The sequence below is a fragment of the Streptomyces sp. NPDC055103 genome, from assembly GCF_053607625.1.
Genome location: NZ_JBSGTX010000032.1, coordinates 23,780 through 45,661, shown reverse-complemented (window position 1 = coordinate 45,661; position 21,882 = coordinate 23,780). Strand labels below are relative to the sequence as shown.

Below are 21,882 nucleotides of genomic sequence, written 5' to 3'. Positions count from 1 at the left end.
ACCGGTGAGGGTCGCCGGACCAGTGGCCCTCAGCCGGCGGTCAGCTCGCCGCTGAGCCTGTCGTGGAGGGCGGCGCTGGGTGCGTTGAGGCCGATGATCTCCACGGTCTTGCCGCGCTGGGCGTACCGGGTCTCGATGGCGTCGAGGGCGGCGACGGAGGAGGCGTCCCAGATGTGGGCGGCGGAGAGGTCGATGACGACCTTGCCGGGGTCGGTGGCGTACCGGAAGCGGCCGACGATGTCGTTGGAGGAGGCGAAGAACAGCTCGCCGGTGACGCGGTAGACGACCGTCGTGCCGTCGGGGTCGACGACGGCCGTGACGTCGGCGACGTGGGCGACGCGCCGGGCGAAGATCACCATCGCGGTGACCGAGCCCGCGACGACGCCGACGGCGAGGTTGTGCGTGGTTACCACGCAGACGACGGTGATCACCATGACGGTGATCTCCCCGGCGGGCAGTCGCCGGAGGGTCTTCGGGGCGACGGAGTGCCAGTCGAAGGTGGCGAAGCAGACCATGACCATGACGGCGATCAGGGCGGCCATGGGGATGTCGGAGACCACCGGGCCGAAGACGATGCAGAGCACCATCAGGAACACGCCGGACAGGAAGGTCGACAGGCGCGTACGAGCGCCGGAGACCTTCACGTTGATCATCGTCTGGCCGATCATCGCGCAGCCGCCCATGCCGCCGAAGAAGCCGGTCACGATGTTGGCGACGCCCTGACCGATCGACTCGCGGGTCTTGCTGGAGCGGGTGTCGGTGATCTCGTCGACCAGCTGGGCCGTCATCAGCGACTCCATCAGGCCGACCAGCGCCATCGCGAGCGCGTACGGGGCGATCAGCGTGAGCGTGTCGAGCGTGAACGGCACGTCGGGCAGGCCGGGGACGGGCAGGGAGGACGGCAGGTCGCCCTTGTCGCCGACGGTCGGGACGGCGATCCCGGCGGCGACGGTGACGACGGTAAGAACGGCGATCGAGACCAGCGGGGCCGGGACGACCGTCGTGATCCGGGGGAAGAACACCAGGAGCGCGAGCCCGGCCACGACCAGCGGGTAGACGGCCCAGGGCACGTCCCGCAACTCCTTGACCTGGGCCGTGAAGACCAGGATCGCGAGGGAGTTGACGAAGCCGACCATCACCGAGCGCGGGACGAACCGCAGGAGCTTCGCCACACCGAGCGCCCCGAGGGCGATCTGGAAGACGCCGGCGAGGATGACGGCGGCGATCAGATAGCCGAGCCCGTGCTCCCGGTTGAGGGGCGCGATGACGAGGGCGACGGCACCGGTCGCGGCGGAGATCATGGCCCGCCGGCCGCCGACGACGGAGATCACCACGGCCATGGTGAAGGAGGCGAACAGGCCGATCGCCGGGTCCACCCCCGCGATGATCGAGAACGAGATCGCCTCGGGGATCAGCGCCAGCGCGACCACCAGGCCGCCGAGCACCTCGGTGCGCCAGACCTTCGGGTCGCGCAGCCAGCCGGGCTTCAGACCGCGCAGGCGCGCGACCGGGGACACGGCGGAAACGGAGGAGGACAAGGAGAACGGAACCTGTCGTGCTCGGGCGCACCGGCCTGCGGCGGACGGGGCCGGGAGGGAGGAGGGAACGGACCACTCTACCTTGGGGCCGGGACGGAGGTCCTTGGTGTCTCACCGCGAACCGTCGGTACGGCGCTCCCGCCCCGCGCGGGCCCCCGCTTGTCCACCGACCGGTGGACGTCAGGTTCCACCGGCCGAGCCTGTCGGCGGGGCGGCGCCGGCCGCGAGGCTGGGGCGCATGACGAACCCCACCGTACGCATGGCCCGGTACAGCGCCCGGCACCCCTGGCGCGCCCTGATCGGCTGGCTCCTCTTCGTGGCCCTCTGCCTCGGCGCGGGTCTGGCCGTCGGAGCCCGCTCCGCCACCACCGAGGACTTCCGCATCGGCGAGGCAGGCCGCGCCGAGACCCTCGCCGCCGAGGGCGGTCTCCAGCAGAAACCCCTTGAGCGGGTCGTCGTCCAGGCCGCTCCTGGCACCGGCCCCCTCGACCGGGCGGAGGCCGACGCCGCCGCGCGCGACGTCGTGGCCCGGATGCGGAAGCTGCCCGAGGTGCTGTCCGTGGCCGACCCGGTCGCCGACGCCCGAGGCACCGCGCTGCGGGTCGACGTGACCATGAGGGGCGCCGAGCTCGAAGGGAAGCAGCACGTCGACGCGCTGCTCGCGCAGACCGCCGAGGTCCGGGCAGCGCACCCGCGGCTGCTCGTCGAGGAGGTCGGCGGCCCCTCGATCGGCAAGGGGGTCGACAAACTCCGCGGCGACGACCTCGCCCGTACGGAGATCATCGCGCTGCCCGTCACCCTGATCACCCTGCTGATCGTCTTCGGCTCGGTCGTCATGGCGGTCGTCCCGCTGTTGCTCGCGCTGTCCTCGATCGTGGCCGCCGTCGGCCTGTCGATGGTCGCCTCGCACGTCTTCCCCGACGCCGGGGTCGGCACCAACGTCATCCTTCTGATCGGCCTGGCCGTCGGCGTCGACTACACCCTCTTCTACCTCAAGCGGGAACGCGAGGAGCGGGCCCGGGCCGCCGGTGGGCGGCTCACCACCCAGGCCGTCGTGGAGCTCGCCGCGGCGACCTCGGGCCGGGCCGTCGTCGTCTCCGGACATCGCCGTCGTCGGCGAGGCGGACGACGGCCGCGCGGGCGTCGAGCTCGTCGAGCGGCTGACCCCCGACGTGGCCCTGGTCGACCTGCGTATGCCGGTCATGGACGGGGTCGCGGCGACCGCCGCGATCACGTCCGGTCCCGCCCCGACCCGGGTGCTCATCCTGACCACGTACGACACCGACGTCGAGATCGAGCGGGCGGTGGAGGCCGGTGCCATCGGCTACCTCCTGAAGGACACCACTGGCGAACAGCTGGCCGAGGCCGTACGCGGCGCGGCCCGCGGCGAGACGGTCCTCGCCCCGCGCGTCGCCGCACGCCTGGTCGCCCGGATGCGCCGTCCCGCCCCGGTCGTCCTGACCGCGCGGGGGCAGGACGTGCTGGGGGCGGTGGCCGACGGCCTGTCCAACGGCGAGATCGGCAAGCGCCTGGTCATCGCCGAGGCGACGGTCAAGACCCATCTCCTCCGCGTCTTCGCGAAGCTGGACGTCAGCGACCGTACGCGCGCGGTGGTCGTGGCCCTGGAACAGGGCCTCCTGCCGGACCGCGGGGAGCCGCGTCTGTGAAGGACCGGTGTCTTTGGGACACCATGATCGTCAGCCCCCTACGATGCCGACGATCACCGTCGCTGTGGACGACCACGTCGGCAGCAGCGCGTTCTGGGGGGAATCAGTGGATCAGTACAACGTGCCCGTGGGCCCGGCGGCGATACGAGGACCCCGCTACCGGTTCCGGAACCCCGTCGGTCCGGCCCTTGTCGCCCAGGCCCTGATAGCCACGTCGGGCATCGCCGACATCTACATCATGTCGAGCGGCGGCAAGAACTCCCCGTGGCTCCAGGACGACCTCGTCCCGCTGCCCGCGGTGCTCCAGGTGTCCTGCTGGATCGCGTTCCTGATCTGGTTCCACCGCGTGCGCTGCAACGCCGAGGTGCTCGCCCCGGGCACGCACAAGTACTCCCCGGGGTTCGCCGTCGGCGCCTGGGTCATCCCGCTCGCGATGTGGTGGCTGCCGCGCCGGATCGCCCTCGACATCCGGCGCGCCGGCGGCCCGCCGCTCGACGTGTGGCTGATCAACGCCTGGTGGATCGCCTTCCTCTGCAACGGTCCGATCGCGGTCGCGATCCACCACCTGGTGCTCGACCACATCGACTTCCACACCCCGATGAACCACGTCTTCGCCCTGGTGGACTCGGTCCTCGCGATCGCGGTGATCCGCCGGGTGACGGCCGGGCAGCCGGCCGGCCCTCTGCCGTACCTCAACATGACGTGAGGGAGCGGTGGTTCAGCTGTCGAAGCCGAGGCCGAAGCGGTCCAGGGTCCGCAGCCAGAGGTTGCGGCGGCCTCCGTCGAGGTCGGCGCGGGCCATGGACCACTTGGTGATGCCGATGCCCACCGAGCGGATCGGCTCGGGCGGGAGCGGCAGCGGCTTGCGGCGGACCAGTTCCAGGGAGGTGCGTTCGGTGCGGGCGCCGTCGAGCAGGTCGAGCATGACCTCCGCGCCGAAGCGGGTCGCGCCCACGCCGAGTCCGGTGAAGCCGGCGGCGTAGGCGACCTTCCCCCGGTGGCTGGTGTCGAAGAAGACGCAGAAGCGGGTGCTCATGTCGATGGCTCCGCCCCAGGCGTGGCTGAAACGCACCCCGTCCAGCTGGGGGAAGGTCGTGAAGAAGTGGCGCGCGAGGGTCGCGAAGGTCTCGGGCCGCTGGTCGTACTCGGGGCGTACGCGCCCGCCGTAGTGGTGGACGGCGTCGTAACCGCCCCACAGGATCCGGTTGTCGGCGGAGAGCCGGACGTAGTGGAACTGGTTGTTCATGTCCGCGAAGCCCTGCCGGTTCCGCCAGCCCACGGAGGCGAGCCGCGCCTCGTCCAGCGGCTCCGTCATGAGCGCGTAGTCGTAGACGGGGACGGTGTACGGGCGGTGGCGGCGCAGCAGTGAGGGGTACGCGTTCGTGGCGAGGGCCACCTTGTGGGCGGTGATCCGGCCGTAGGGGGTGCGGACGCTCATGGTGTGGCCCTGCTCGTCGAGCGACAGGGCGGGGGTGCGCTCGTGGACGCGGACGCCGAGCCGGAGGCAGATCCGCTTGAGGCCCCAGGCGAGGCGGGCGGGGTTGACCATGGCCACGTCGTGCTTGTTCCAGAGGCCGGCGAGGAAGGTCGGGGAGTCGATCTCCGCGCGTACGGCGTCGGCGTCGAGGAATTCGGCCTCGCCGCCGTGGCGGGCGACGGTCCCGACCTCCTCCTGGAGGTCCGCGACCTGATAGGGCTCGGTGGCGACGACCATGGAGCCGGTGCGCTCCCAGTCGCAGTCGACGCCGTGGCGTACGAGGGTGTCCTCCATGGCCTGGAGGTTCTCGCGGCCGAGGCGCTCCAGGAGCCCGATCTCGTCGGGCCAGCGGGAGAGGCCGTTGTGCAGGCCGTGGGTGAGGCTGGCCTCGACGAATCCGCCGTTGCGCCCGGAGGCGGCGCCGCCGGCCTCGCCGGCCTCGACGACGACCACGTCGAGCGAGGGGTCCCGCTCCTTGGCGACGAGGGCGGTCCAGAGGCCGGTGTAGCCGCCGCCGACCACGAGGAGGTCACAGGTGGTCGCGCCGACGAGGGCGGGCTCGGACTGCGGCTTCTCGGGACTGTCGAGCCAGAACGGGGTCGGGTCGACGTCCCGGAGCGAGGCGAGAGGGTCCATGGCGGCGGGGCTCCTTGAGATCGCGGAGGTGGGGTGCGGGCCTCCGAAGTGCCGCCATGAGACCTCTCCGGACGCATCAAGGTCAATGGTGTTGACATAAGGCGTCCCGGTTCGCCGCTGCCCTCGTTTCCGCTGGTCGCGCCGGGCAGCCCGGTGAGGGCGGCCGCGTCGTGCGACCGCCCTCACCGTGCGCGATGACGTGACGTCAGTTGTCGCTGAAGCCCACGTAGTTCTCCGCGAGCGAGGCCGATGCGGCCCCCGAGTTCGCGAGGTAGCGCAGGTGGGAGAGGCGAAGGCCGCGGTCGAAGGCGGTGTCGTCGGGGCTGGTGTGGAGGAGGGTCGTCATCGTGTACGAGAAGTGTTCGGCCCGCCACACACGGCGCAGCGCGGTCTCCGAGTAGGCGTCGAGCAGCGACTCGTCGTGCTGGGTGTGGTGCCGTGTGAGGGCCTGGGCGAGCAGGGTCACGTCGGCGACGGCGAGGTTGAGGCCCTTGGCGCCGGTGGGCGGCACGATGTGGGCCGCGTCCCCGGCGAGGAAGAGACGTCCGTGGCGCAGGGGCTCGGCGACGAAGCTGCGCATCGGGGTGATGCTCTTCTCGGTGATGGGGCCGCGCTTGAGCTTCCAGTCGCCGTCGACGGCGAAGCGGGCCTCCAGCTCGTCCCAGATCCGCTCGTCCGGCCAGTTGTCGGTGGAGTCGTCCGGGTCGACCTGGAGGTACAGGCGGCTGACCTCGGGCGAGCGCATGCTGTGGAGGGCGAAGCCGCGCTCGTGGTGGGCGTAGATCAGCTCGTCGCAGGAGGGTGCGACGTCGGCGAGGATGCCGAGCCAGGAGAAGGGGTAGGTCCGCTCGGTGACGGTGAGGGCGTCCTCGGGGAGCGAGCGGCGGCCGATGCCGTGGAAGCCGTCGCAGGCGACGACGAACGAGCAGTCGAGGGTGTGCTCGGCGCCCTCGTGGCGGTAGCGGACGGTGGGGTGGTCGGTCTCGATTCCGTCGACGGACAGGGCCTCGGCCTCGAAGAGGATCGTGCCGCCGGCCTCCTGGCGCAGGGCGATGAGGTCCTTGACCACCTCGGTCTGGGCGTAGACCATGACCGACCGTCCGCCGGTGAGGGAGGGGAAGTCGACGCGGTGGGAGCGCCGGTCGAAGCGGAGCTCGATGCCGTGGTGCTCCAGGCCCTGCCGGTCCATGCGGGCGCCGGCGCCGGAGAGGCGCAGTACGTCGACGGTGTCCTGTTCGAGGATGCCGGCGCGCTGGCGGCGTTCGACGTACGCCTGGTCGCGGAGTTCGAGGACGACGTTGTCGATGCCCTGCCGGTGCAGCAGGTGCGAGAGGAGGAGGCCGGCCGGTCCGGCTCCGATGATGCCTACGGTGGTGCGGGGCATGGGTGGTCTCCGTGAGCGTGAGGAGGGAGGGGGAGGGAGGAGCCGGCGGTCAGAGGGAGAGCGGGGTGCCGTCCTCGGTGAGGACGCGCTGCGCGGTCGCGAAGGCGGAGTTGGCCGCGGGCACCCCGCAGTAGACGGCGGAGTGCAGCAGCACCTCCTTGATGTCCTCGGGGGTGAGGCCGTTGCGGATGGCGGCGCGGACGTGCATCGCCAGCTCCTCCTGGTGCCCGTGGGCGATCAGGACGGTGAGGGTGAGGCAGCTGCGGGTGCGGCGGTCGAGGCCGGGACGGGTCCAGATCTCGCCCCAGGCGCAGCGGGTGATGTAGTCCTGGAAGTCGGCCGTGAAGTCGGTGGTGTTGGCGACGGCCCGGTCCACATGGGCGTCGCCCAGGACGGCACGCCGGACCGCCATGCCCTCGACGTACCGGCTGTCGGCGGAGTCCGGGGCGGCGAAGTGGCCGAGGAGCGCGGAGAGGACGGCTTCGGGCCGTTCGGCGGGGGCGAGGTGGGCGGCGCCGGCGAGTTCGAGGAGGCTCGCGCCGGGGATGCCGTCGGCGAGTTCGCGGGCGTGCGCGGGGGGTGTGGCCGGGTCGGATCGGCCGGCGAGGACGAGGGTGGGCACGGTGACGCGGGACAGTTCGCCGCGGAGGTCGTACGTGGCGAGGGCGTCGCAGCAGGCCGCGTACCCGTCGGCGTCGGCGGCGCACAGGTCGTCGACGAGGCGGTCGGCGGTGCGTGTGCCCGCGAAGTCGGGGGTGAACCAGCGGCCGAGGGCGGCGGGTGCCACCGCGTCGGTGCTCTTGGCCCGGACGAGGGCGGCCCGCTCGCGCCAGCCCTCCGGCTCGCCGAAGCGGGCCGAGGAGCAGACGAGAGCGAGGCTGGTGACCCGCTCGGGGTGGTGGACGGCGAGGTGGGCGCCGATGGCGCCGCCGAGGGAGATGCCCGCGTAGCCGAACTGCTCGACGCCGAGCTCGTCGGCGAGGTCGAGGACGAGGGCCGCCAGGTCGGCCATGCCGGTGGCGCCGGGGGCCGGGTCGCCGAGCGATTCGGTGGGGGTGGCGCCGTGGCCCGGCAGGTCGAAGCGGATCACCCGGTGGCGGCGGGCCAGGGCGGGGACCTGGGCATCCCAGACGGCGAGCGAGGTGCCGAGGGAGGGGCCGAGGATGAGGACGGGCGCGTGGGCGGGGCCATCGGTCCGGTGGTGGAGAACGCTGGTCACGGGCGGCCTTCCGGGTCGGCGGAGGGCTGCCTCCGCAGGGCGTGGTCGACGAGCTGGGGGGCCGCTCCGGTGGCGCCGGCCGGGTCCGCGAGGGCGCGGAGCCGCTCGGAGGTGATCCGGCCGATCAGCTCGGGGGCATCGACGAGCAGCTCCGCGAGCTCGCCGTCCTCCTCCGCCGCCCGCCGGGAGAGCCGGTCGAGGAGGGCGCGGGCCTCGGCCCGGCCGAGGACGTCCGCCAGGGCGGCGGCGAGGCGTTCGCTCGTCACGAGCCCGCGGGTGCGGTGCAGGTTCTCGAGCATCCGGTCGGGTCGGACGTGGAGCCCTTCGGCGAGTTCGGCGGTGTGGTGGGCGGCGGAGCCCGCCAGTCTGAGCAGTTCCCGCAGCGGCTGCCACTCGGCGTGCCAGGCGCCGGCGGGGCGCTCGTCCTCCGCGGTGAGCGAGCCGAGGAGGATCGCGGCGAGGGCGGGGGCCTGGCGGGCGGCCGCGGCGACGAGGGTCGCGCGGACGGGGTTGCTCTTGTGCGGCATGGCGGAGGATCCGCCGCCGCTGCCCTCGGCGAGTTCGCCGGTCTCGGTGCGGGCGAGCTGGAGGACGTCCGCGGCGGGCTTGCCGAGGGCGGCGGCGGCGAACGCGAGGGCCGCCGCGAGGTCCGCGACCGGGGTGCGCAGCGTGTGCCAGGGCAGGACGGGTGCGGTGAGGCCGAGTTCGGCCGCGTACCGCTCGGTGAGCGCCGGGCCGCTGCCGGGCGCGCCCGCCAGGTACTCGAAGGCGGCCAGGGTGCCCGCCGCGCCGCCGAGTTGGGCGGGGAACCGGAGCGCGGCGAGCCGGTCGGCGGCGTCGAGCGCGAGGTGGCGCCAGCCGGCCGCCTTGAGCCCGAAGGTGGTGGGTACGGCGTGCTGGCCGAGCGTGCGGCCGGCCATGGGGGTGTCCCGGTGGGCGGCGGCGAGCCGCCCGAACGCCGCTGCGGCCCGGTGCAGTTCGGCGGTGACGAGCGGAACGGTACGGGCCGCGACGAGCATCGCGGCGGTGTCGAGGACGTCCTGGCTGGTCGCCCCCCGGTGGACGTACGGCGCGGCGTCCGCCGGGACCGCGGCGGTGAGCGCGCAGACGAGCGGGATGACGGGGTTGCCGCCCGCTCGGGCGCGCAGCGCGAGGTCGCGCACGTCGAAGCGGTCGGCGCGGGCCGCCTCCGTCACGGCCTCGGCGGCCGGGCCGGGAGCGTGGCCGAGGGCGGCCTGCGCCCTGGTCAGGGCGGCCTCGGCGTCGAGCATCGCCTGGAGGAAGGCCCGGTCGCCGGTGGCGCGCTCGGCCGCCGTGCCCGCGCTGACGGGGGTGAGGAGCCCGGTGTCGTACGCCGCGCTCTCCCCGGCCTCGAAAAGGTCAGCGGAAGTCAAGGAACACCGTCTCCCCCGGCCCCTGGAGGCGGATGTCGAAGCGGTGGACGCCCGGCCTCTCCTCCGTGGCGAGCAGGGTCGCGCGCCGCTCGGGTGTGAGGCCCGTGAGCAGCGGATCGGCGTCGGTGGCCGGGCCCGGGAGGTAGATCCGGGTGTACAGGTGGTGGAGCAGGCCCCGGGCGAAGACGCAGACGGAGAGGTACGGGACGCCGCCCGGCGGGAGGGTCCTGACGGCCCAGTGTCCGTCGGCGTCGGTGGCGATCCGGCCGAAGCCGGTGAACGTGACGCCGTCGCGGCCCGCGTACCCGCCGGTGACGGGGTCGCGGCGCAGGGAGCCGGGGGCGCCGGAGCGGTCGCCGTCGGGGCCCGGCTGCCAGATCTCCACGATGGCGTCGGGGATGGGGGCGCCGTCGCCGTCGTACGCGTACCCGTGGACGTTGAGGGTGTCGGGGTGTCCGGCGGGCGCGATGTCGGGGCCGCCGGGGAACGGCAGGGCGTAGCCGTAGAAGGGGCCCACGGTCTGCGAGGGCGTGGGGAGGGCGGGGGTCGGGAGGGCCGGCGTGGGGAGGGTGGTCATCGGGTCGCGGCTCATCGGCCTTCCTCGATCCAGGTCGCGGCGGGGCCGTCGAGGACGATGTCCCAGCGGTAGCCGAGCGACCGCTCGGGGGTGGACAGGTCGTGGTCGTAGGCGGCGACGAGCCGCTCGCGCGCCGCGTCGTCGGTGACGGACTGGAGGATCGGGTCGTAGGCGAAGAGCGGGTCGCCGGGGAAGTACATCTGGGTGACGAGCCGCTGTGTGAAGGCGGTGCCGAAGAGCGAGAAGTGGATGTGCGCGGGGCGCCAGGCGTTGTCGTGGTTGCGCCAGGGGTAGGCCCCGGGCTTGATGGTGGTGAAGGTGTACGTGCCCCGGTCGTCCGTCAGGCAGCGGCCGAAGCCGGTGAAGTTCGGGTCGAGCGGCGCCGGGTGCTGGTCGCGGAGGTGGGCGTACCGTCCGGCGGCGTTGGCCTGCCACAGCTCGACGAGCTGGCCCCGTACGGGCCGCCCCGCGCGGTCGAGGACGCGTCCGGTGACGGTGATCCGCTCACCGAGCGGCTCCCCCGCGTGGGCGAGGGTCAGGTCGGCGTCGGTCTCGGTGACGTCGGTGACGCCGAAGACGGGTCCGGAGAGTTCGACGGCCTCAGGGTCGTGGACGGTGACCGGCGGCTGGAGGGGGTGGCGCAGCGCGCTGCTGCGGTAGGGCGCGTAGTCCCGGGCGGGGTGGTGGCGCACCTCGCCGGCGGCGAGGTAGTCCTTCCGCTCGCCCTCGATCTCGCGTGATATGTCCTGCTGTGTCAGTGTCATGACGTCCTGTCACCTTTCCAGTACGAGGGCGAGTCCCTGGCCGACGCCGATGCAGAGCGTGGCGAGGCCGGTGCCGGAGCCGAGGGCGGCGAGCTGGTGGGCGACGGTTCCGGCGAGCCGGGCCCCGGAGGAGCCGAGGGGGTGTCCGAGCGCGATGGCTCCGCCGTGGGGGTTGACGACGGCGGGGTCGAGCTCCGGCCACTCGGCGAGGCAGCCGAGGGCCTGGGCGGCGAAGGCCTCGTTGAGCTCCAGGGTGGCGAGGTCGGCGAAGGTGCGGCCCGCGCGGGTCAGGGCGCGCTGGGCGGCCTCGACGGGGCCGAGGCCGAAGTACTGGGGTGCGATGCCGCTGACGGCCGAGGCGGTGATGCGGGCGAGGGGGTCGCGGCCGGTGGCGCGGAGGCCGGCCTCGTCGGTGACGAGGAGGGCGGAGGCGCCGTCGTTGAGCGGGGAGGCGTTGCCCGCGGTGACGGTGCCGTCCGCGCGGAAGACGGGCTTGAGGCGGGCGAGGGCGGCGAGGGAGCTGTCCTCGCGGACGGACTCGTCGCGGGCGAGGCCGGTACCGGTCCGCCCGGTGCCTTCGACGGGGACGACCTCGGCGTCGAAGGCACCGGTCGCCCAGGCCTCGGCGGCCTTGGCGTGGCTGGCGAGGGCGTAGGCGTCCTGCGCCTCGCGGCCGATGGCGTGCTTGTCGGCGACGAGCTCGGCGCCCTCCCCGAGGGACACGGTCCACTCGGCGGGCATGCGGGGGTTGACCATGCGCCAGCCGAGGGTGGTGGAGTGGAGCTCCTGGTGGCCGGCCGGGTAGGCGCGGTCGGGCTTGGGCAGGACCCAGGGGGCGCGGCTCATCGACTCGACGCCGCCGGCGAGGACGATCGAGGCGTCGCCGACGGCGACGGCACGGTACGCCTGGATCACGGCCTCCATGCCGGAGCCGCAGAGGCGGTTCACGGTGACGCCGGGGACGGTCACCGGCACTCCGCCGAGCAGCGCGGCCATACGGGCGACGTCCCGGTTCTCCTCGCCGGCGCCGTTGGCGTTGCCGAGGAACACGTCGTCGATCCGGGCGGGGTCGAGTCCGGGGGCGCGGTCGAGGAGGGCGCGCAGGACGTGGGCGGCGAGGTCGTCGGGGCGGACGCCCGCGAGCGCGCCACCGTAGCGGCCGATCGGGGTCCGTACGGCGTCGACGATGTAGACGTCCTTGGTCACGGGGTCTCCTCCGCGGTGTCGGCGGCGACAGCGGCAGCGCTGAGGGCCGGGGGTACGGACACGGGGGCACCGGTCCTGCGCGTGATCTCGTCCACGCTCACGCCGGGCGCGGTCTCCACGAGGACGAGGCCGTCCTCGGTGACGTCGAGGACGCCGAGGTCGGTGATGATCCGGTGGACGCAGGCGCGGCCGGTGAGCGGCAGCGTGCAGGTGTCGACGATCTTCGGCGTGCCGTCCTTGGCGGTGTGCTCGGTGAGGACGACGACCCGCCGGACGCCGTGGACGAGGTCCATCGCGCCGCCCATGCCCTTGACCATCCGGCCCGGGACGGCCCAGTTGGCGAGGTCGCCGCGGGCGGAGACCTGCATGGCGCCGAGGACGGCGGTGTCGATGTGGCCGCCGCGGATCATGCCGAAGGAGAGGGCGGAGTCGAAGAAGGAGGAGCCCGGCAGGACGGTGACCGTCTCCTTGCCGGCGTTGATCAGGTCGGGGTCGACCTCGTCCACCCCGTCGTCGTAGGGATACGGTCCGACGCCGAGGAGGCCGTTCTCCGACTGGAGGACGACGTCGACGCCCTCGGGGAGGAAGCCCGGGACCCTGGTCGGCAGTCCGATCCCGAGGTTGACGTAGGAGCCGTCGGTCAGTTCGCGGGCGGCGCGGGCCGCCATCTCGTCCCTGGTCCAGCTCATCGCGTGCGTACCGTCCTTCGCTCGATGCCCTTGGCGGCGGCCTCTTCGGGGGTCAGTGCCACGACCCGCTGCACGAACACGCCGGGCAGGTGGATCGCGTCGGGGTCCAGTGCGCCCGGCTCGACGAGCTCCTCGACCTCGGCGATCGTGATCCGGCCGGCCATGGCGGCGAGCGGGTTGAAGTTGCGGGCGGAGCGGCGGAAGACGAGGTTGCCGTGGCGGTCGCCTCGGGCGGCGCGGACCAGGGCGAAGTCGGTGGTGATGCCGTGTTCCAGGACGTGCGGGCGGCCGTCGTACACGCGGATCTCCTTGGGCGGGGAGGCGACCGCCACGCTGCCGTCGGGGGCGTACCGCCAGGGCAGGCCGCCGTCGGCGGCCTGGGTGCCGACGCCGGCGGGCGTGAAGAAGGCGGGGATGCCGCAGCCGCCGGCCCGGAGGCGTTCGGCGAAGGTGCCCTGGGGGGTGAGTTCCAGCTCCAGTTCGCCGCCGAGGTAGCGGCGGGCGAACTCCTTGTTGTCGCCGATGTAGGAGCCCGTGACGCGGACGATGCGGCCGTCGGCGAGCAGGATGCCGAGGCCCCCGCCGTCGACGCCGCAGTTGTTCGACACGACGCTCAGCCGGCCGGATCCCTGGGCGTGCAGGGCCCGGATCAGGACGTCCGGCACCCCGCTCAGTCCGAAGCCGCCGACGGCGAGGGAGGCCCCGTCGCCGATGTCCGCCACCGCTTCCGCGGCGGATGTCACCACTTTGTCCATGTAACGACCCGTTTCACTGAGGATTGACGGCACATGCGTTCGCCTGGTGAACTTATGTTCATCAACGAAGGCGGGGTGAGTGTCCGCCCACGCTTCGGGCCGTGTCAACGGCGACGGGTACGGTTTTCGCATTCGTGACCAGCAGGAGGAGACCCGACGATGGCGCAGCGCACGGACCCCGACGGGCCCCCGGAGGAGCTGGTCGGGCCGCTGGAGCGCGGACTCGCGGTGCTGCGCGCGGTGGCCGCCGGGCCGGGGAACCGCCACCGTCCCGGCGATCTCGCCCGCGCCACGGGGCTCGCCCGGTCGACCGTCGACCGGGTCGCCACGACGCTCCTGCGCCTCGGATACGTACGCGCCGAGGAACGCGATCTGCTGCTCGCGCCGCGCGCGGCGGAACTGGGCAACGCCTACCTGGCCTCGACCGGACTGCCCGAGGCCGTCGGACCGCACGCCGTCGCCCTCGCCGACGAGCTCGACGAGTCCGTGTCCGTGGCGGTGCCCGACGGGGACGGCGTGCGCTTCGTGGCGCAGGCCGCGCGCCGCCGCGCGATGGCGATCTCCTTCCGCGCGGGCGACGTCCTTCCGGCCGAACGCTGCGCGCCCGGGGCGCTGTTCGCCGCCGACTGGGACGACACGGAGTGGGGGGCCTGGCGGGAACGGCACCTGAAGGACCCGCTGGACACGGGCTTCCCGGCCGTACCGCCCCGTACCCCCTCGGTTTCGGACTCCGTGGAGGACGCCGTGGAGGACGACTTCCACGACCGGGCGCGACGGAGCCGTGCGGACGGCTGGGCGGCGGACGACCAGCTCATCGAGTCGGGCCTGATCGCCGTCGCGCTGCCGGTCCACGACCGGGCGGGCGCCGTCGTCTGCGCGGTGAGCGTGGTCAGCCACACGAGCCGTCACGACGTCGGCTCCCTGGCCGACTTCGCCCTGCCGCCACTGCGCGCGGCCGTCGCGGCGATGGAGGCGGCTCTCGCGGCGGCCCCGGTGGCGGAGGGCGGTGCGCCGCCCGAGGGTCCGGGTGCGGCGGAGCTCAAGGAGGAGCTGGGCGCGGGGTTCCTGCAGTCCCTCGCGCGCGGCCTGGACGTGCTGTGCGCGTTCGGCGCGGTCCGCGGCCCGGCCAGGCTCTCCGAGCTCGCCCGGCTGACGGGACTCCCCCGCGCCACCGCCCGGCGGTCGCTGATCACCCTGCGCCACCTCGGATACGTACGGGAGGACGAGGACGGCTTCCGCGTGCTCCCCCGCGTCCTGGAGCTCGGCCACGCCCGAGTCTCGGGCCTCACGCTCGTCGAGATCGCCACCCCACACCTCGCCGAACTGGTGGTCAGGGTCCACGAGTCGGCGTCCGTCGCGGTGCTCGACGGGCAGGACATCCGCTACGTCGCCCGCGTCGCGAGCTCCCGCATCATGCACATCGACATCAGGGTGGGCACCCGCCTGCCCGCCTACGCGACCTCGATGGGCCGGGTCCTGCTCGGCGCCCTGCCCGAGGAGGAGCGCGCGGCGCTCCTCGCGGAGGTGACGCCCGAGGCGCTCACGCCCCGCACCGTGACGACGCCCGAGGCACTCGCCGATGCGGTCGCCGACACCGCGCGGCGCGGCTACGGCTGGGTGGAGCAGGAGCTGGAGGACGGGCTGCGCTCGCTCGCGGCGCCGGTGACGGACGGCCAGGGCCGGGTGGTCGCCGCGGTCAACGTGGCGCTGCACGCGGGCCGCCACTCCGCGGCGGAGAGCCTGACGGCGCTCCTCCCCCACCTCCTCGGCACGGCGGCCGCGATCAGCGCTGACCTCGCCGCGGTGAGCCGCTGGTCCCCCGTACGCGTCTCCTGAGTCGGCGCCGACCGGAGGGTGAGAAGCCCCCTGCGACGAGGGCGAAGGACCACGGCGCGGTGCTCGATGCCATGACCGTCCGCCGTGTCGTGGGGCGTGGGGCAACCTGGCGCGCGGGCCTCGCGTCCCTCCGTACGGAGACCCCCACCATCACCCCCATCGGGATCAGGGAACAGGACACGCGATGAGCGACAAGGCCCGCACACTCTTCGACGCGCTCGACCTCGACCACGACGGCACGCTCACCCTCGCCGAGGTCGTCGGCGCGCTCCGTTCCAAGGGGCCGACGCTCGTCGCGCAGGGGATCATCCCCGTCTGGGGCGTGGGGGACGACGCGGACTCGGCGGCCCTGTTCGACGCCGCCGACCAGAACGGTGACAAGGTCCTGACCTTCGAGGAGTTCGCCGCCGTGGTCGACCGCCGCTTCGGCTGGTGACGTCCCGGCCTGGCGGGAGGCCGGTCGCCGCCGCGTAGAGTGTGTCGCGGGCGCGCTGTGATCATGAGGAGAACGATGACCGCGGTGAGCCTTGAGCACACGCATGTCCCCGCCGACTCCGGCGAGGTGACCCTGCTGATAGCCCGGCGGGTCGAGCCCGGTCACGAGGCCGCTTTCGAGCGGTGGGCGAAGGGCATCCTGGAGAGCGCCGCCCGCTTCCCCGGCCATCTCGGCTACGGGCTGTTCCGCTCCTCCGGCGGCGACGCCCCGTGGTTCCTGGTCCACCGCTTCCGGGACGCGGCCGCGTGTCAGGCCTGGCAGGAGTCCCCGGAGCGGGCCGCGTGGTTCGCCGACTGCAAGGGCCACCAGCACACCGAGGTCGCTCGACGCCGACTGACGGGGATGGAGACCTGGTTCGCCAAGCCCGGTTCGACGCGGCCGGCGCCTCCGCGGTGGAAGATGGCGATCAGCGCGACCCTGGCGATCTATCCCGTCTCGCTGCTGGGCGGCTGTTTCCTGACGCCCCGTCTGACCTCGCTGCCCCTCGTGCTCAGCAGCGCCGTCATCGCGGTCGTCTTCAACGTCCTGATGACGTACGTGGCGATGCCCGCGACCAGCCGGCTGCTCCGGGGCTGGCTCAGCGGCGGGCGGTGAGCCGGGAGAGCGGGCCACATGGCAGCGGGGAGCGGGCAGGGCAGCAGGCATCGCGCCCCTGCCCCCGCCCCGCTCACCCGGCGCCCCGGCGTCAGCCCTCGATCGTGATCTCCCGCTTGAGGATCTTGCCCGTGGGGCCCTTGGGAAGACCCGGCACCAGCTGGACGATCCTCGGGTACTTGTACGGGGCCACGCGGGCCTTCACGAACGCGCGCAGGTCGTCCGCCGTGGCCTCGGCGCCCGGCCGCAGGGTGACGACGGCCGCGATCTCCTCGCCGTGCACGGCGTGCGGGACGCCCACCACGGCGGCCTCGGCGACGGCCGGGTGCTCGTACAGGACCTCCTCGATCTCGCGCGGGTAGACGTTGTAGCCGCCGCGGATCACCAGGTCCTTCTTGCGGTCCACGATGAAGTAGAAGCCGTCCTCGTCGCGCCGCGCGAGGTCGCCGGTGCGGAACCAGCCCTCGGTGAAGGCGGCCGCGTCGGCCTCGGGCCGGTTCCAGTACCCGGCCATGACGTTCGGGCCCTGCACAGCGATCTCGCCGACGTCGCCCCGCGGGACGTCCTTGCCCTCGTCGTCGACGAGACGGACGTGCACGCCGTCGATGGGGGTGCCGATCGATCCGGGCTTGCGGGGACCGTCGAGCGCCCCGAAGGTGACCACCGGGGAGGTCTCGGAGAGGCCGTAGCCCTCGACGACCGGACAGCCGAAGACGGCCTCGAAGCGGTGCAGGACCTCCACCGGCATCGCCGAGCCGCCGGTCACGCACAGCCGCAGATCGCCGGTGCCGTCCGCGAGACCGGTGGAGCCGGCCGCGTCGGCGGCGGCGAGCAGGCCGAGGAACATGGTGGGCACGCCCTCCATCACCGTGACCCGGTCCCGGGAGAGGATCTCCAGCGCCTTCGCGGCGTCGAAGCGCGGCAGCAGGGTGATGCGGGCGCCGGTGAGGACGGCCGCGTTCAGGCCGCAGGTCTGGCCGAAGACGTGGAAGAACGGCAGGCCGCCGAAGACCGTGTCCGAGGCCGTGATGGCCAGGGCGCGGGCCACGGCCCCGGTGTTGGACCCGAGGTTCCCGTGGGTGAGCCGGGCTCCCTTGGGGCGGCCGGTGGTGCCGGAGGTGTAGAGCAGGACGGCGAGGTCGTCGACGTCCCGGTCCTCGATCCCCTCGCGCGGCGCGACGGCGGCGAGGGCGGCGCCGAAGCCCGGGTCGGTCACGTCGGCGCACTCGATGCCGAGGTCCGCCGCCGCCGCTCCGGCCTCGGCCGTCGCCGCGCCCCAGGTGAGGATCAGCCGGGCCCCGCAGTCGCCGGCGGCGTAGCCGATCTCGCCGGACTTGAGCAGCGGGTTCATCGGCACGGCGACCGCGCCGGCGCGGAGCACGCCGTAGTAGGCGACGGCGAAGTGCGGGATGTTGGGCAGCATGATCGCGACCCGGTCGCCCGGTCCGACCCCCTTGGTCTCCAGCCAGCCGGCGAGACGCGCGCTGCGGTCGTCGAGCGACCGGTAGTCGAGGGTCTGGTCGTCCAGTTGGATCGCGATGGCGTCCGGCCGTGCCGCTGCGGTGCGGGCCAGGTTGAGAGCCAGATTGGTCATCGTCGACCTCTTTCTGATCATTCGCGCTTTGTCTGTGCTTCGTCCGTGCTTCGTTTCGTACGCCACACGGGAGCCGGACGCTCAGCGGCCAGGTTACCGGCCGGTTTTTTCACCCGCTTGCCGGTCCTCAGCTTGCCGCTAATGTCGATATATAGGCCAAAAGTGCATCTTCTGTCCCCATGCTCACCAGGTGAGGGGAAGGGGGCGTACGAGAGGAGCCTTCCATGACCCGAACACTGCGGAGTGCGATAGCCCTGGCCGGAGCCGCGGCCCTGGCCCTGGGAGCGGCGTCCGTGAGCGGAGCCGCCCTGCCGGGCGCGGAGACGGCGGCGCAGGGCGAGGTGCGGATCGGCCTCCTGCTGCCGGAGAGCAAGACCACCCGGTACGAGAAGTTCGACCGGCCCTACATCGAGGCCAAGATCAAGGAGCTGGCGCCGCAGGCGCAGATCGACTACTACAACGCCGCCGAGAGCGCCACGACCCAGCAACAGCAGGTCAACACCGCACTCGCCAAGGGCGACAAGGTGCTCATCCTGGACGCCGTGGACGCGAAGTCGATCCAGTCCTCCGTGCAGAAGGCCCGGGACGCGGGCGTCAAGGTCGTCGCGTACGACCGCCTGGCGCAGGGTCCCGTCGACGCCTACGTCTCGTACGACAACCGCAAGGTGGGCGAGCTCCAGGGCCAGGCGCTCCTCGACGCGCTCGGCGACAAGGCCGGGACCGGCGAGATCGTGATGCACAACGGTTCGCCGACCGACCCGAACGCGGCCGAGTTCAAGGCCGGCGCGCACTCCGTCCTGGACGGCAAGGTGAAGATCGGCAAGGAGTACGACACGCCGAACTGGGACCCGAACAACGCCAACCAGCAGATGTCCGGTGCCATCAGCGCCCTCGGCAAGGACAAGATCGTCGGCGTCTACTCGGCCAACGACGGACTGGCCGCGGGCATCGCCACCGCCCTCAAGGCGGCGGGCATGAACGTGCCGCTGACCGGCCAGGACGCCCAGCTCGACGCGATCCAGCGGATCCTCGCCGGCACCCAGACGATCACGGTCGAGAAGCCGTACAAGCCGGAGGCCGACATCGCCGCCACGATGGCCGTCAACCTCGCCGAGAGCAAGGAGCTCCCGTCCGACCTGACGCCGACCACCGTCACCAGCGGCAGTGGTGAGAAGGTCCCGTCCCACCTGCTGACGCCGGTCGTCGTCGACAAGGACAACATCAAGGACACCGTCGTCAAGGACGGGCTGTACACGGTCGCCGAGATCTGCACCCCGGCCTATGCCGCGGCCTGCGAGGAGGCCGGTCTGAAGTAGCGCCTCCGGCAGTCGCGAGGCGTTGCATCCCGGTGGGGCGGAGCGGCCCGTACGGACGGGCGAGCGGAGGAGGCGGTTCCTTTGCCGGAGTCACCCGTGCTCACACTGCGGGGGATCTCCAAGCGGTTCGGCGCGGTCCAGGCGCTGAAGGGGTTCGATCTGGAGGTCCACCCGGGCGAGGTCGTCGCCCTCGTCGGCGACAACGGCGCCGGCAAGTCCACGGCCGTCAAGGCGATCGCCGGGGTGAACCCGCCCGACGAGGGAGTCATCGAGTGGGAGGGCCGCCCGGTCTCCATCAGCCGGCCCCATGACGCCCAGAACCTCGGCATCGCCACCGTCTACCAGGACCTGGCGCTGTGCGACAACCTCGACGTCGTCGCCAACCTCTTCCTGGGCCGTGAGCTGCGCCGCTTCGGCGTCCTCGACGAGGTCCGCATGGACCAGCGCTCGCGGGAGCTGCTCGACACCCTGTCGATCCGCATCCCGAGCGTCCGGATCCCCGTCGCCTCGCTCTCCGGCGGCCAGCGCCAGACGGTGGCGATCGCCCGCTCGCTGATCGGCGAGCCGAAGGTCGTCGTCCTGGACGAGCCCACGGCCGCCCTGGGCGTGGAGCAGACCGCCGAGGTGCTGGACCTGGTCGAGCGGCTCCGCGCGCGCGGCCTGGGGACCATCCTGATCAGCCACAACATGGTGGACGTGATGGCGGTCGCCGACCGGATCGCCGTCATGCGGCTCGGCCGGAACAACGGCGTATTCGACAGGCGCTCCACGACCACCGAGGAGATCATCTCCGCCATCACCGGGGCCACCGACAGCGCCGTCACCCGCCGCCAGGCCCGTCAGCGGGAGGAGGAGCGATGAGCTCCGACCGAGACCGCACGGACCCCACGAAGGGCTCCGGCGTTCGCGACGACGCCGCCAGCCAGGAACCGGCGGAGGGTGCCGTACCGGCCGTGGACGCACGTCTCCTGGTCCGCGAGGAGGGGGTGAAGGGGTACGTCGGCGAGTTCCGGCGCAAGCTGCGCAGCGGGGAGCTGGGGTCCCTGCCCGTCATCCTGGCCGTGATCGTCATCTGGACGGTGTTCGGCAGTCTCGACAGCACGTTCCTCTCGGCCCAGAACCTCTCCGACCTCAGCCAGCAGATCGTCGGCACCGGCATGATCGCCGTCGGTATCGTCTTCGTCCTGCTGCTCGGCGAGATCGACCTCTCCGTCGGCTCGGTCAGCGGCCTGTGCGCCGCGATCTTCGCCGTGCTGAACGTCCTGAACGGCATGAACGAGTGGCTCGCGCTGCTGATCGCCATCGCGGGCGGCGCGGCCGTCGGGCTCATCCAAGGGTTCTTCTTCGCCGAGATCGGCGTCCCGGCCTTCGTCGTCACGCTGGCCGGCAACCTCGCCTGGAACGGGCTGATGCTCCAGGTGCTCGGCACCAGCGGCACCGTCAACATCCCCAGCGAGAGCATCGTCTCCCGGCTCTACTCGACGATCTACCACAGCCCGGCCGCGGCCTATGTGACGGCGGCCGTCGGCGTCGGGCTGTTCCTGGCGGCCTCGCTCCTGGACGCGAGACGGCGCCGGGCGGCCCGGGTGCCGTACCGGCCGATCGCCGAGATCGTCCTGCGTACGGTCGTGATCGCCGCGATCGCGTTCGTCACCGCGTACATCCTCAACCAGTACCAGGGGCTCCCGCTGGCGCTCCTGGTCTTCCTGATCGTGCTCGTGCTCCTGGACTTCGTGCTGCGGCGCACCACGTACGGCCGGCGGATCTTCGCGGTCGGCGGCAACATCGAGGGCGCGCGCCGGGCGGGCATCAGCGTGCCGTTCGTCCGGATGTCCGTGTTCTCGATCGCCGGGACCATGGCGGCGGTCGGCGGCCTCTTCCTGGCCGGACAGATCCAGTCGGCGAGCCAGACCTCCGGCGGCGGCAACCTGCTGATGAACGTCATCGCGGCCGCCGTCATCGGCGGTACGAGCCTGTTCGGCGGCCGCGGTTCGGTCTGGTCCGCGCTCTTGGGCGCGCTGGTGATCGGGTCCATCCAGTCGGGTATGAACATCATGGGCGTCAGCAACGCCGTCCAGTTCATGATCACGGGTTCGGTTCTGCTCGCCGCCGTGGTCGTCGACTCCCTGTCCCGCAGGAGCCAGAAGGCCGCGGGCAGGGCCTGAGCCACCGGAGGACCACTCATGGAAGCCGATCCGAGGAAGGGCCGAAAGGAGGGCGACCGGACCGGGTACGGCCGGAGCGAGACCGAGGCGGAGCGCGCCGACCGGCGCTGGCAGGAGGTCATCCAGGAGATCCGGGTCGTCCAGACCGGTGTGCAGATCCTCCTCGGTTTCCTCCTCACCGTGGTCTTCACCCCGCACTTCCAGGGTCTCGAACAGACCGACAAGGCGATCTACATCGTCACGGTCGTCGTCGGTTCCCTGGCGACCGGCGCGCTCATCGGACCCGTCGCCCTCCACCGGATCGTGGCCGGTCGGCAGATCAAACCCCAGGCCGTCGTCTGGGCCGCCCGCCTCACCTTCACGGGCATCGTGCTCCTGCTCGCGACCCTGACGTCGGCCCTCCTCCTGGTCCTGCGGGTGGCCACCGGGGACGACTCGTACGTGCCGTGGCTCGTCACCGGGGTCCTCGCCTGGTACATGCTCTGCTGGTTCGCCCTGCCCTTGTGGGTGCGCTTCCGCTACACGAGCTAGAGGTGAGCCCGTAGTCGGAGGCGAGCCGTCGTCGCCAGGGACCC

The 21,882-nt window shown here is 72.7% G+C and carries 20 protein-coding genes and 1 pseudogene; 10 read left to right on the top strand and 11 right to left on the bottom strand.

What is annotated here, in order from left to right; all coding sequences use genetic code 11:
• Positions 1–29: 29 nt before the first annotated feature.
• Positions 30–1,517: a SulP family inorganic anion transporter gene (locus ACWFR1_RS21040; RefSeq protein WP_453553306.1), complete on the bottom strand. Its 1,488-nt coding sequence runs from the start codon at positions 1,515–1,517 to the stop codon at positions 30–32.
• Between the two features lie 259 nt (positions 1,518–1,776).
• On the opposite strand from ACWFR1_RS21040, the pseudogene ACWFR1_RS21035 reads away from it, so the two are divergent.
• From ACWFR1_RS21035 to ACWFR1_RS21025, 3 genes and pseudogenes are all read left to right on the top strand, one after another.
• Positions 1,777–2,640 (top strand): annotated as a pseudogene (locus ACWFR1_RS21035) (MMPL family transporter); the annotation flags it as partial.
• On the top strand, positions 2,567–3,205 hold the full coding sequence (locus ACWFR1_RS21030) for a response regulator (protein WP_453553304.1): 639 nt from the start codon (positions 2,567–2,569) through the stop codon (positions 3,203–3,205). The pseudogene ACWFR1_RS21035 and the gene ACWFR1_RS21030, both read left to right, overlap by 74 nt.
• A 43-nt stretch (positions 3,206–3,248) precedes the next feature.
• Entirely contained in the window at positions 3,249–3,911 is a 663-nt protein-coding gene (locus tag ACWFR1_RS21025) for a DUF4328 domain-containing protein (RefSeq protein WP_453553302.1), read from the top strand.
• Between the two features lie 12 nt (positions 3,912–3,923).
• On the opposite strand, the gene ACWFR1_RS21020 is transcribed toward ACWFR1_RS21025, so the two are convergent.
• The 9 genes from ACWFR1_RS21020 to ACWFR1_RS20980 form a co-directional block, all read right to left on the bottom strand.
• Positions 3,924–5,318: an NAD(P)/FAD-dependent oxidoreductase gene (locus ACWFR1_RS21020; RefSeq protein WP_453553300.1), complete on the bottom strand. Its 1,395-nt coding sequence runs from the start codon at positions 5,316–5,318 to the stop codon at positions 3,924–3,926.
• A gap of 205 nt (positions 5,319–5,523) precedes the next feature.
• On the bottom strand, positions 5,524–6,702 hold the full coding sequence (locus tag ACWFR1_RS21015; protein ID WP_453553298.1) for a 4-hydroxybenzoate 3-monooxygenase: 1,179 nt from the start codon (positions 6,700–6,702) through the stop codon (positions 5,524–5,526).
• 49 nt (positions 6,703–6,751) lie between these two features.
• Positions 6,752–7,921, bottom strand: a complete 1,170-nt coding sequence (pcaDC, locus tag ACWFR1_RS21010) for a bifunctional 3-oxoadipate enol-lactonase/4-carboxymuconolactone decarboxylase PcaDC (protein WP_453553296.1) — start codon at positions 7,919–7,921, stop codon at positions 6,752–6,754.
• Positions 7,918–9,315 (bottom strand): 3-carboxy-cis,cis-muconate cycloisomerase, encoded by a 1,398-nt coding sequence (gene pcaB, locus ACWFR1_RS21005; protein WP_453553294.1) that lies wholly within the window; start codon positions 9,313–9,315, stop codon positions 7,918–7,920. Before pcaB ends, pcaDC begins: the two co-directional genes overlap by 4 nt.
• Positions 9,302–9,907, bottom strand: coding sequence for a protocatechuate 3,4-dioxygenase subunit alpha (pcaG, locus tag ACWFR1_RS21000; protein ID WP_453553292.1), 606 nt, complete (start codon positions 9,905–9,907; stop codon positions 9,302–9,304). Before pcaG ends, pcaB begins: the two co-directional genes overlap by 14 nt.
• Positions 9,904–10,656, bottom strand: a complete 753-nt coding sequence (gene pcaH / locus ACWFR1_RS20995) for a protocatechuate 3,4-dioxygenase subunit beta (protein ID WP_453553290.1) — start codon at positions 10,654–10,656, stop codon at positions 9,904–9,906. The genes pcaG and pcaH overlap by 4 nt, the downstream gene beginning before the upstream one ends.
• 9 nt (positions 10,657–10,665) lie before the next feature.
• A complete protein-coding gene (locus ACWFR1_RS20990; protein ID WP_453553288.1) occupies positions 10,666–11,862 on the bottom strand; it encodes a thiolase family protein in 1,197 nt (398 codons plus the stop codon).
• On the bottom strand, positions 11,859–12,551 hold the full coding sequence (locus ACWFR1_RS20985; protein WP_453553286.1) for a CoA transferase subunit B: 693 nt from the start codon (positions 12,549–12,551) through the stop codon (positions 11,859–11,861). The genes ACWFR1_RS20990 and ACWFR1_RS20985 overlap by 4 nt, the downstream gene beginning before the upstream one ends.
• On the bottom strand, positions 12,548–13,306 hold the full coding sequence (locus tag ACWFR1_RS20980) for a CoA transferase subunit A (RefSeq protein ID WP_453553284.1): 759 nt from the start codon (positions 13,304–13,306) through the stop codon (positions 12,548–12,550). The genes ACWFR1_RS20985 and ACWFR1_RS20980 overlap by 4 nt, the downstream gene beginning before the upstream one ends.
• A gap of 159 nt (positions 13,307–13,465) precedes the next feature.
• Here ACWFR1_RS20980 and ACWFR1_RS20975 point away from each other — a divergent pair, with 159 nt between their 5' ends.
• The 3 genes from ACWFR1_RS20975 to ACWFR1_RS20965 all read left to right on the top strand — a co-directional run bounded on the left by ACWFR1_RS20975 (position 13,466) and on the right by ACWFR1_RS20965 (position 16,232).
• Entirely contained in the window at positions 13,466–15,142 is a 1,677-nt protein-coding gene (locus ACWFR1_RS20975) for an IclR family transcriptional regulator domain-containing protein (RefSeq protein WP_453553282.1), read from the top strand.
• A gap of 184 nt (positions 15,143–15,326) precedes the next feature.
• The gene (locus tag ACWFR1_RS20970; RefSeq protein ID WP_453553280.1) at positions 15,327–15,578 is read left to right on the top strand and encodes an EF-hand domain-containing protein; all 252 of its coding nucleotides are present in this window, start codon (positions 15,327–15,329) and stop codon (positions 15,576–15,578) included.
• 75 nt (positions 15,579–15,653) lie between these two features.
• Positions 15,654–16,232 carry an antibiotic biosynthesis monooxygenase gene (locus tag ACWFR1_RS20965; RefSeq protein WP_453553278.1) on the top strand — a complete coding sequence of 193 codons (579 nt, stop codon included), beginning with the start codon at positions 15,654–15,656 and terminating at the stop codon, positions 16,230–16,232.
• Positions 16,233–16,323: 91 nt separating this feature from the next.
• Here the strand turns inward: ACWFR1_RS20965 and ACWFR1_RS20960 are convergent, their stop codons facing one another.
• Positions 16,324–17,826, bottom strand: coding sequence for a long-chain-fatty-acid--CoA ligase (locus ACWFR1_RS20960; RefSeq protein ID WP_453553276.1), 1,503 nt, complete (start codon positions 17,824–17,826; stop codon positions 16,324–16,326).
• 224 nt (positions 17,827–18,050) lie between these two features.
• Between ACWFR1_RS20960 and ACWFR1_RS20955 the strand changes: the two genes are divergently transcribed.
• From ACWFR1_RS20955 to ACWFR1_RS20940, 4 genes are all read left to right on the top strand, one after another.
• On the top strand, positions 18,051–19,142 hold the full coding sequence (locus tag ACWFR1_RS20955) for a sugar ABC transporter substrate-binding protein (protein ID WP_453553274.1): 1,092 nt from the start codon (positions 18,051–18,053) through the stop codon (positions 19,140–19,142).
• 81 nt (positions 19,143–19,223) lie between these two features.
• Positions 19,224–20,003 (top strand): ATP-binding cassette domain-containing protein, encoded by a 780-nt coding sequence (locus ACWFR1_RS20950; RefSeq protein WP_453553272.1) that lies wholly within the window; start codon positions 19,224–19,226, stop codon positions 20,001–20,003.
• A complete protein-coding gene (locus ACWFR1_RS20945) occupies positions 20,000–21,307 on the top strand; it encodes a sugar ABC transporter permease (protein ID WP_453553270.1) in 1,308 nt (435 codons plus the stop codon). Before ACWFR1_RS20950 ends, ACWFR1_RS20945 begins: the two co-directional genes overlap by 4 nt.
• 18 nt (positions 21,308–21,325) lie before the next feature.
• A complete protein-coding gene (locus ACWFR1_RS20940) occupies positions 21,326–21,838 on the top strand; it encodes a DUF6328 family protein (protein ID WP_453553268.1) in 513 nt (170 codons plus the stop codon).
• The last annotated feature ends 44 nt before the right edge of the window (positions 21,839–21,882 follow it).

Excerpts from the sequence above, each read along its gene's own strand:
- ACWFR1_RS20965 (WP_453553278.1), top strand. The coding sequence starts at position 15,654 with ATGACCGCGGTGAGCCTTGAGCACACGCATGTCCCCGCCGACTCCGGC.
- ACWFR1_RS21020 (WP_453553300.1), bottom strand. The coding sequence starts at position 5,318 with ATGGACCCTCTCGCCTCGCTCCGGGACGTCGACCCGACCCCGTTCTGG.
- ACWFR1_RS20980 (WP_453553284.1), bottom strand. The coding sequence starts at position 13,306 with ATGGACAAAGTGGTGACATCCGCCGCGGAAGCGGTGGCGGACATCGGC.
- ACWFR1_RS20960 (WP_453553276.1), bottom strand. The coding sequence starts at position 17,826 with ATGACCAATCTGGCTCTCAACCTGGCCCGCACCGCAGCGGCACGGCCG.
- ACWFR1_RS20940 (WP_453553268.1), top strand. The coding sequence starts at position 21,326 with ATGGAAGCCGATCCGAGGAAGGGCCGAAAGGAGGGCGACCGGACCGGG.
- pcaG (WP_453553292.1), bottom strand. The coding sequence starts at position 9,907 with ATGAGCCGCGACCCGATGACCACCCTCCCCACGCCGGCCCTCCCGACC.
- ACWFR1_RS20970 (WP_453553280.1), top strand. The coding sequence starts at position 15,327 with ATGAGCGACAAGGCCCGCACACTCTTCGACGCGCTCGACCTCGACCAC.
- ACWFR1_RS20945 (WP_453553270.1), top strand. The coding sequence starts at position 20,000 with ATGAGCTCCGACCGAGACCGCACGGACCCCACGAAGGGCTCCGGCGTT.
- ACWFR1_RS21025 (WP_453553302.1), top strand. The coding sequence starts at position 3,249 with ATGCCGACGATCACCGTCGCTGTGGACGACCACGTCGGCAGCAGCGCG.
- ACWFR1_RS20975 (WP_453553282.1), top strand. The coding sequence starts at position 13,466 with ATGGCGCAGCGCACGGACCCCGACGGGCCCCCGGAGGAGCTGGTCGGG.
- ACWFR1_RS20955 (WP_453553274.1), top strand. The coding sequence starts at position 18,051 with ATGACCCGAACACTGCGGAGTGCGATAGCCCTGGCCGGAGCCGCGGCC.
- ACWFR1_RS20985 (WP_453553286.1), bottom strand. The coding sequence starts at position 12,551 with ATGAGCTGGACCAGGGACGAGATGGCGGCCCGCGCCGCCCGCGAACTG.
- ACWFR1_RS21015 (WP_453553298.1), bottom strand. The coding sequence starts at position 6,702 with ATGCCCCGCACCACCGTAGGCATCATCGGAGCCGGACCGGCCGGCCTC.
- pcaH (WP_453553290.1), bottom strand. The coding sequence starts at position 10,656 with ATGACACTGACACAGCAGGACATATCACGCGAGATCGAGGGCGAGCGG.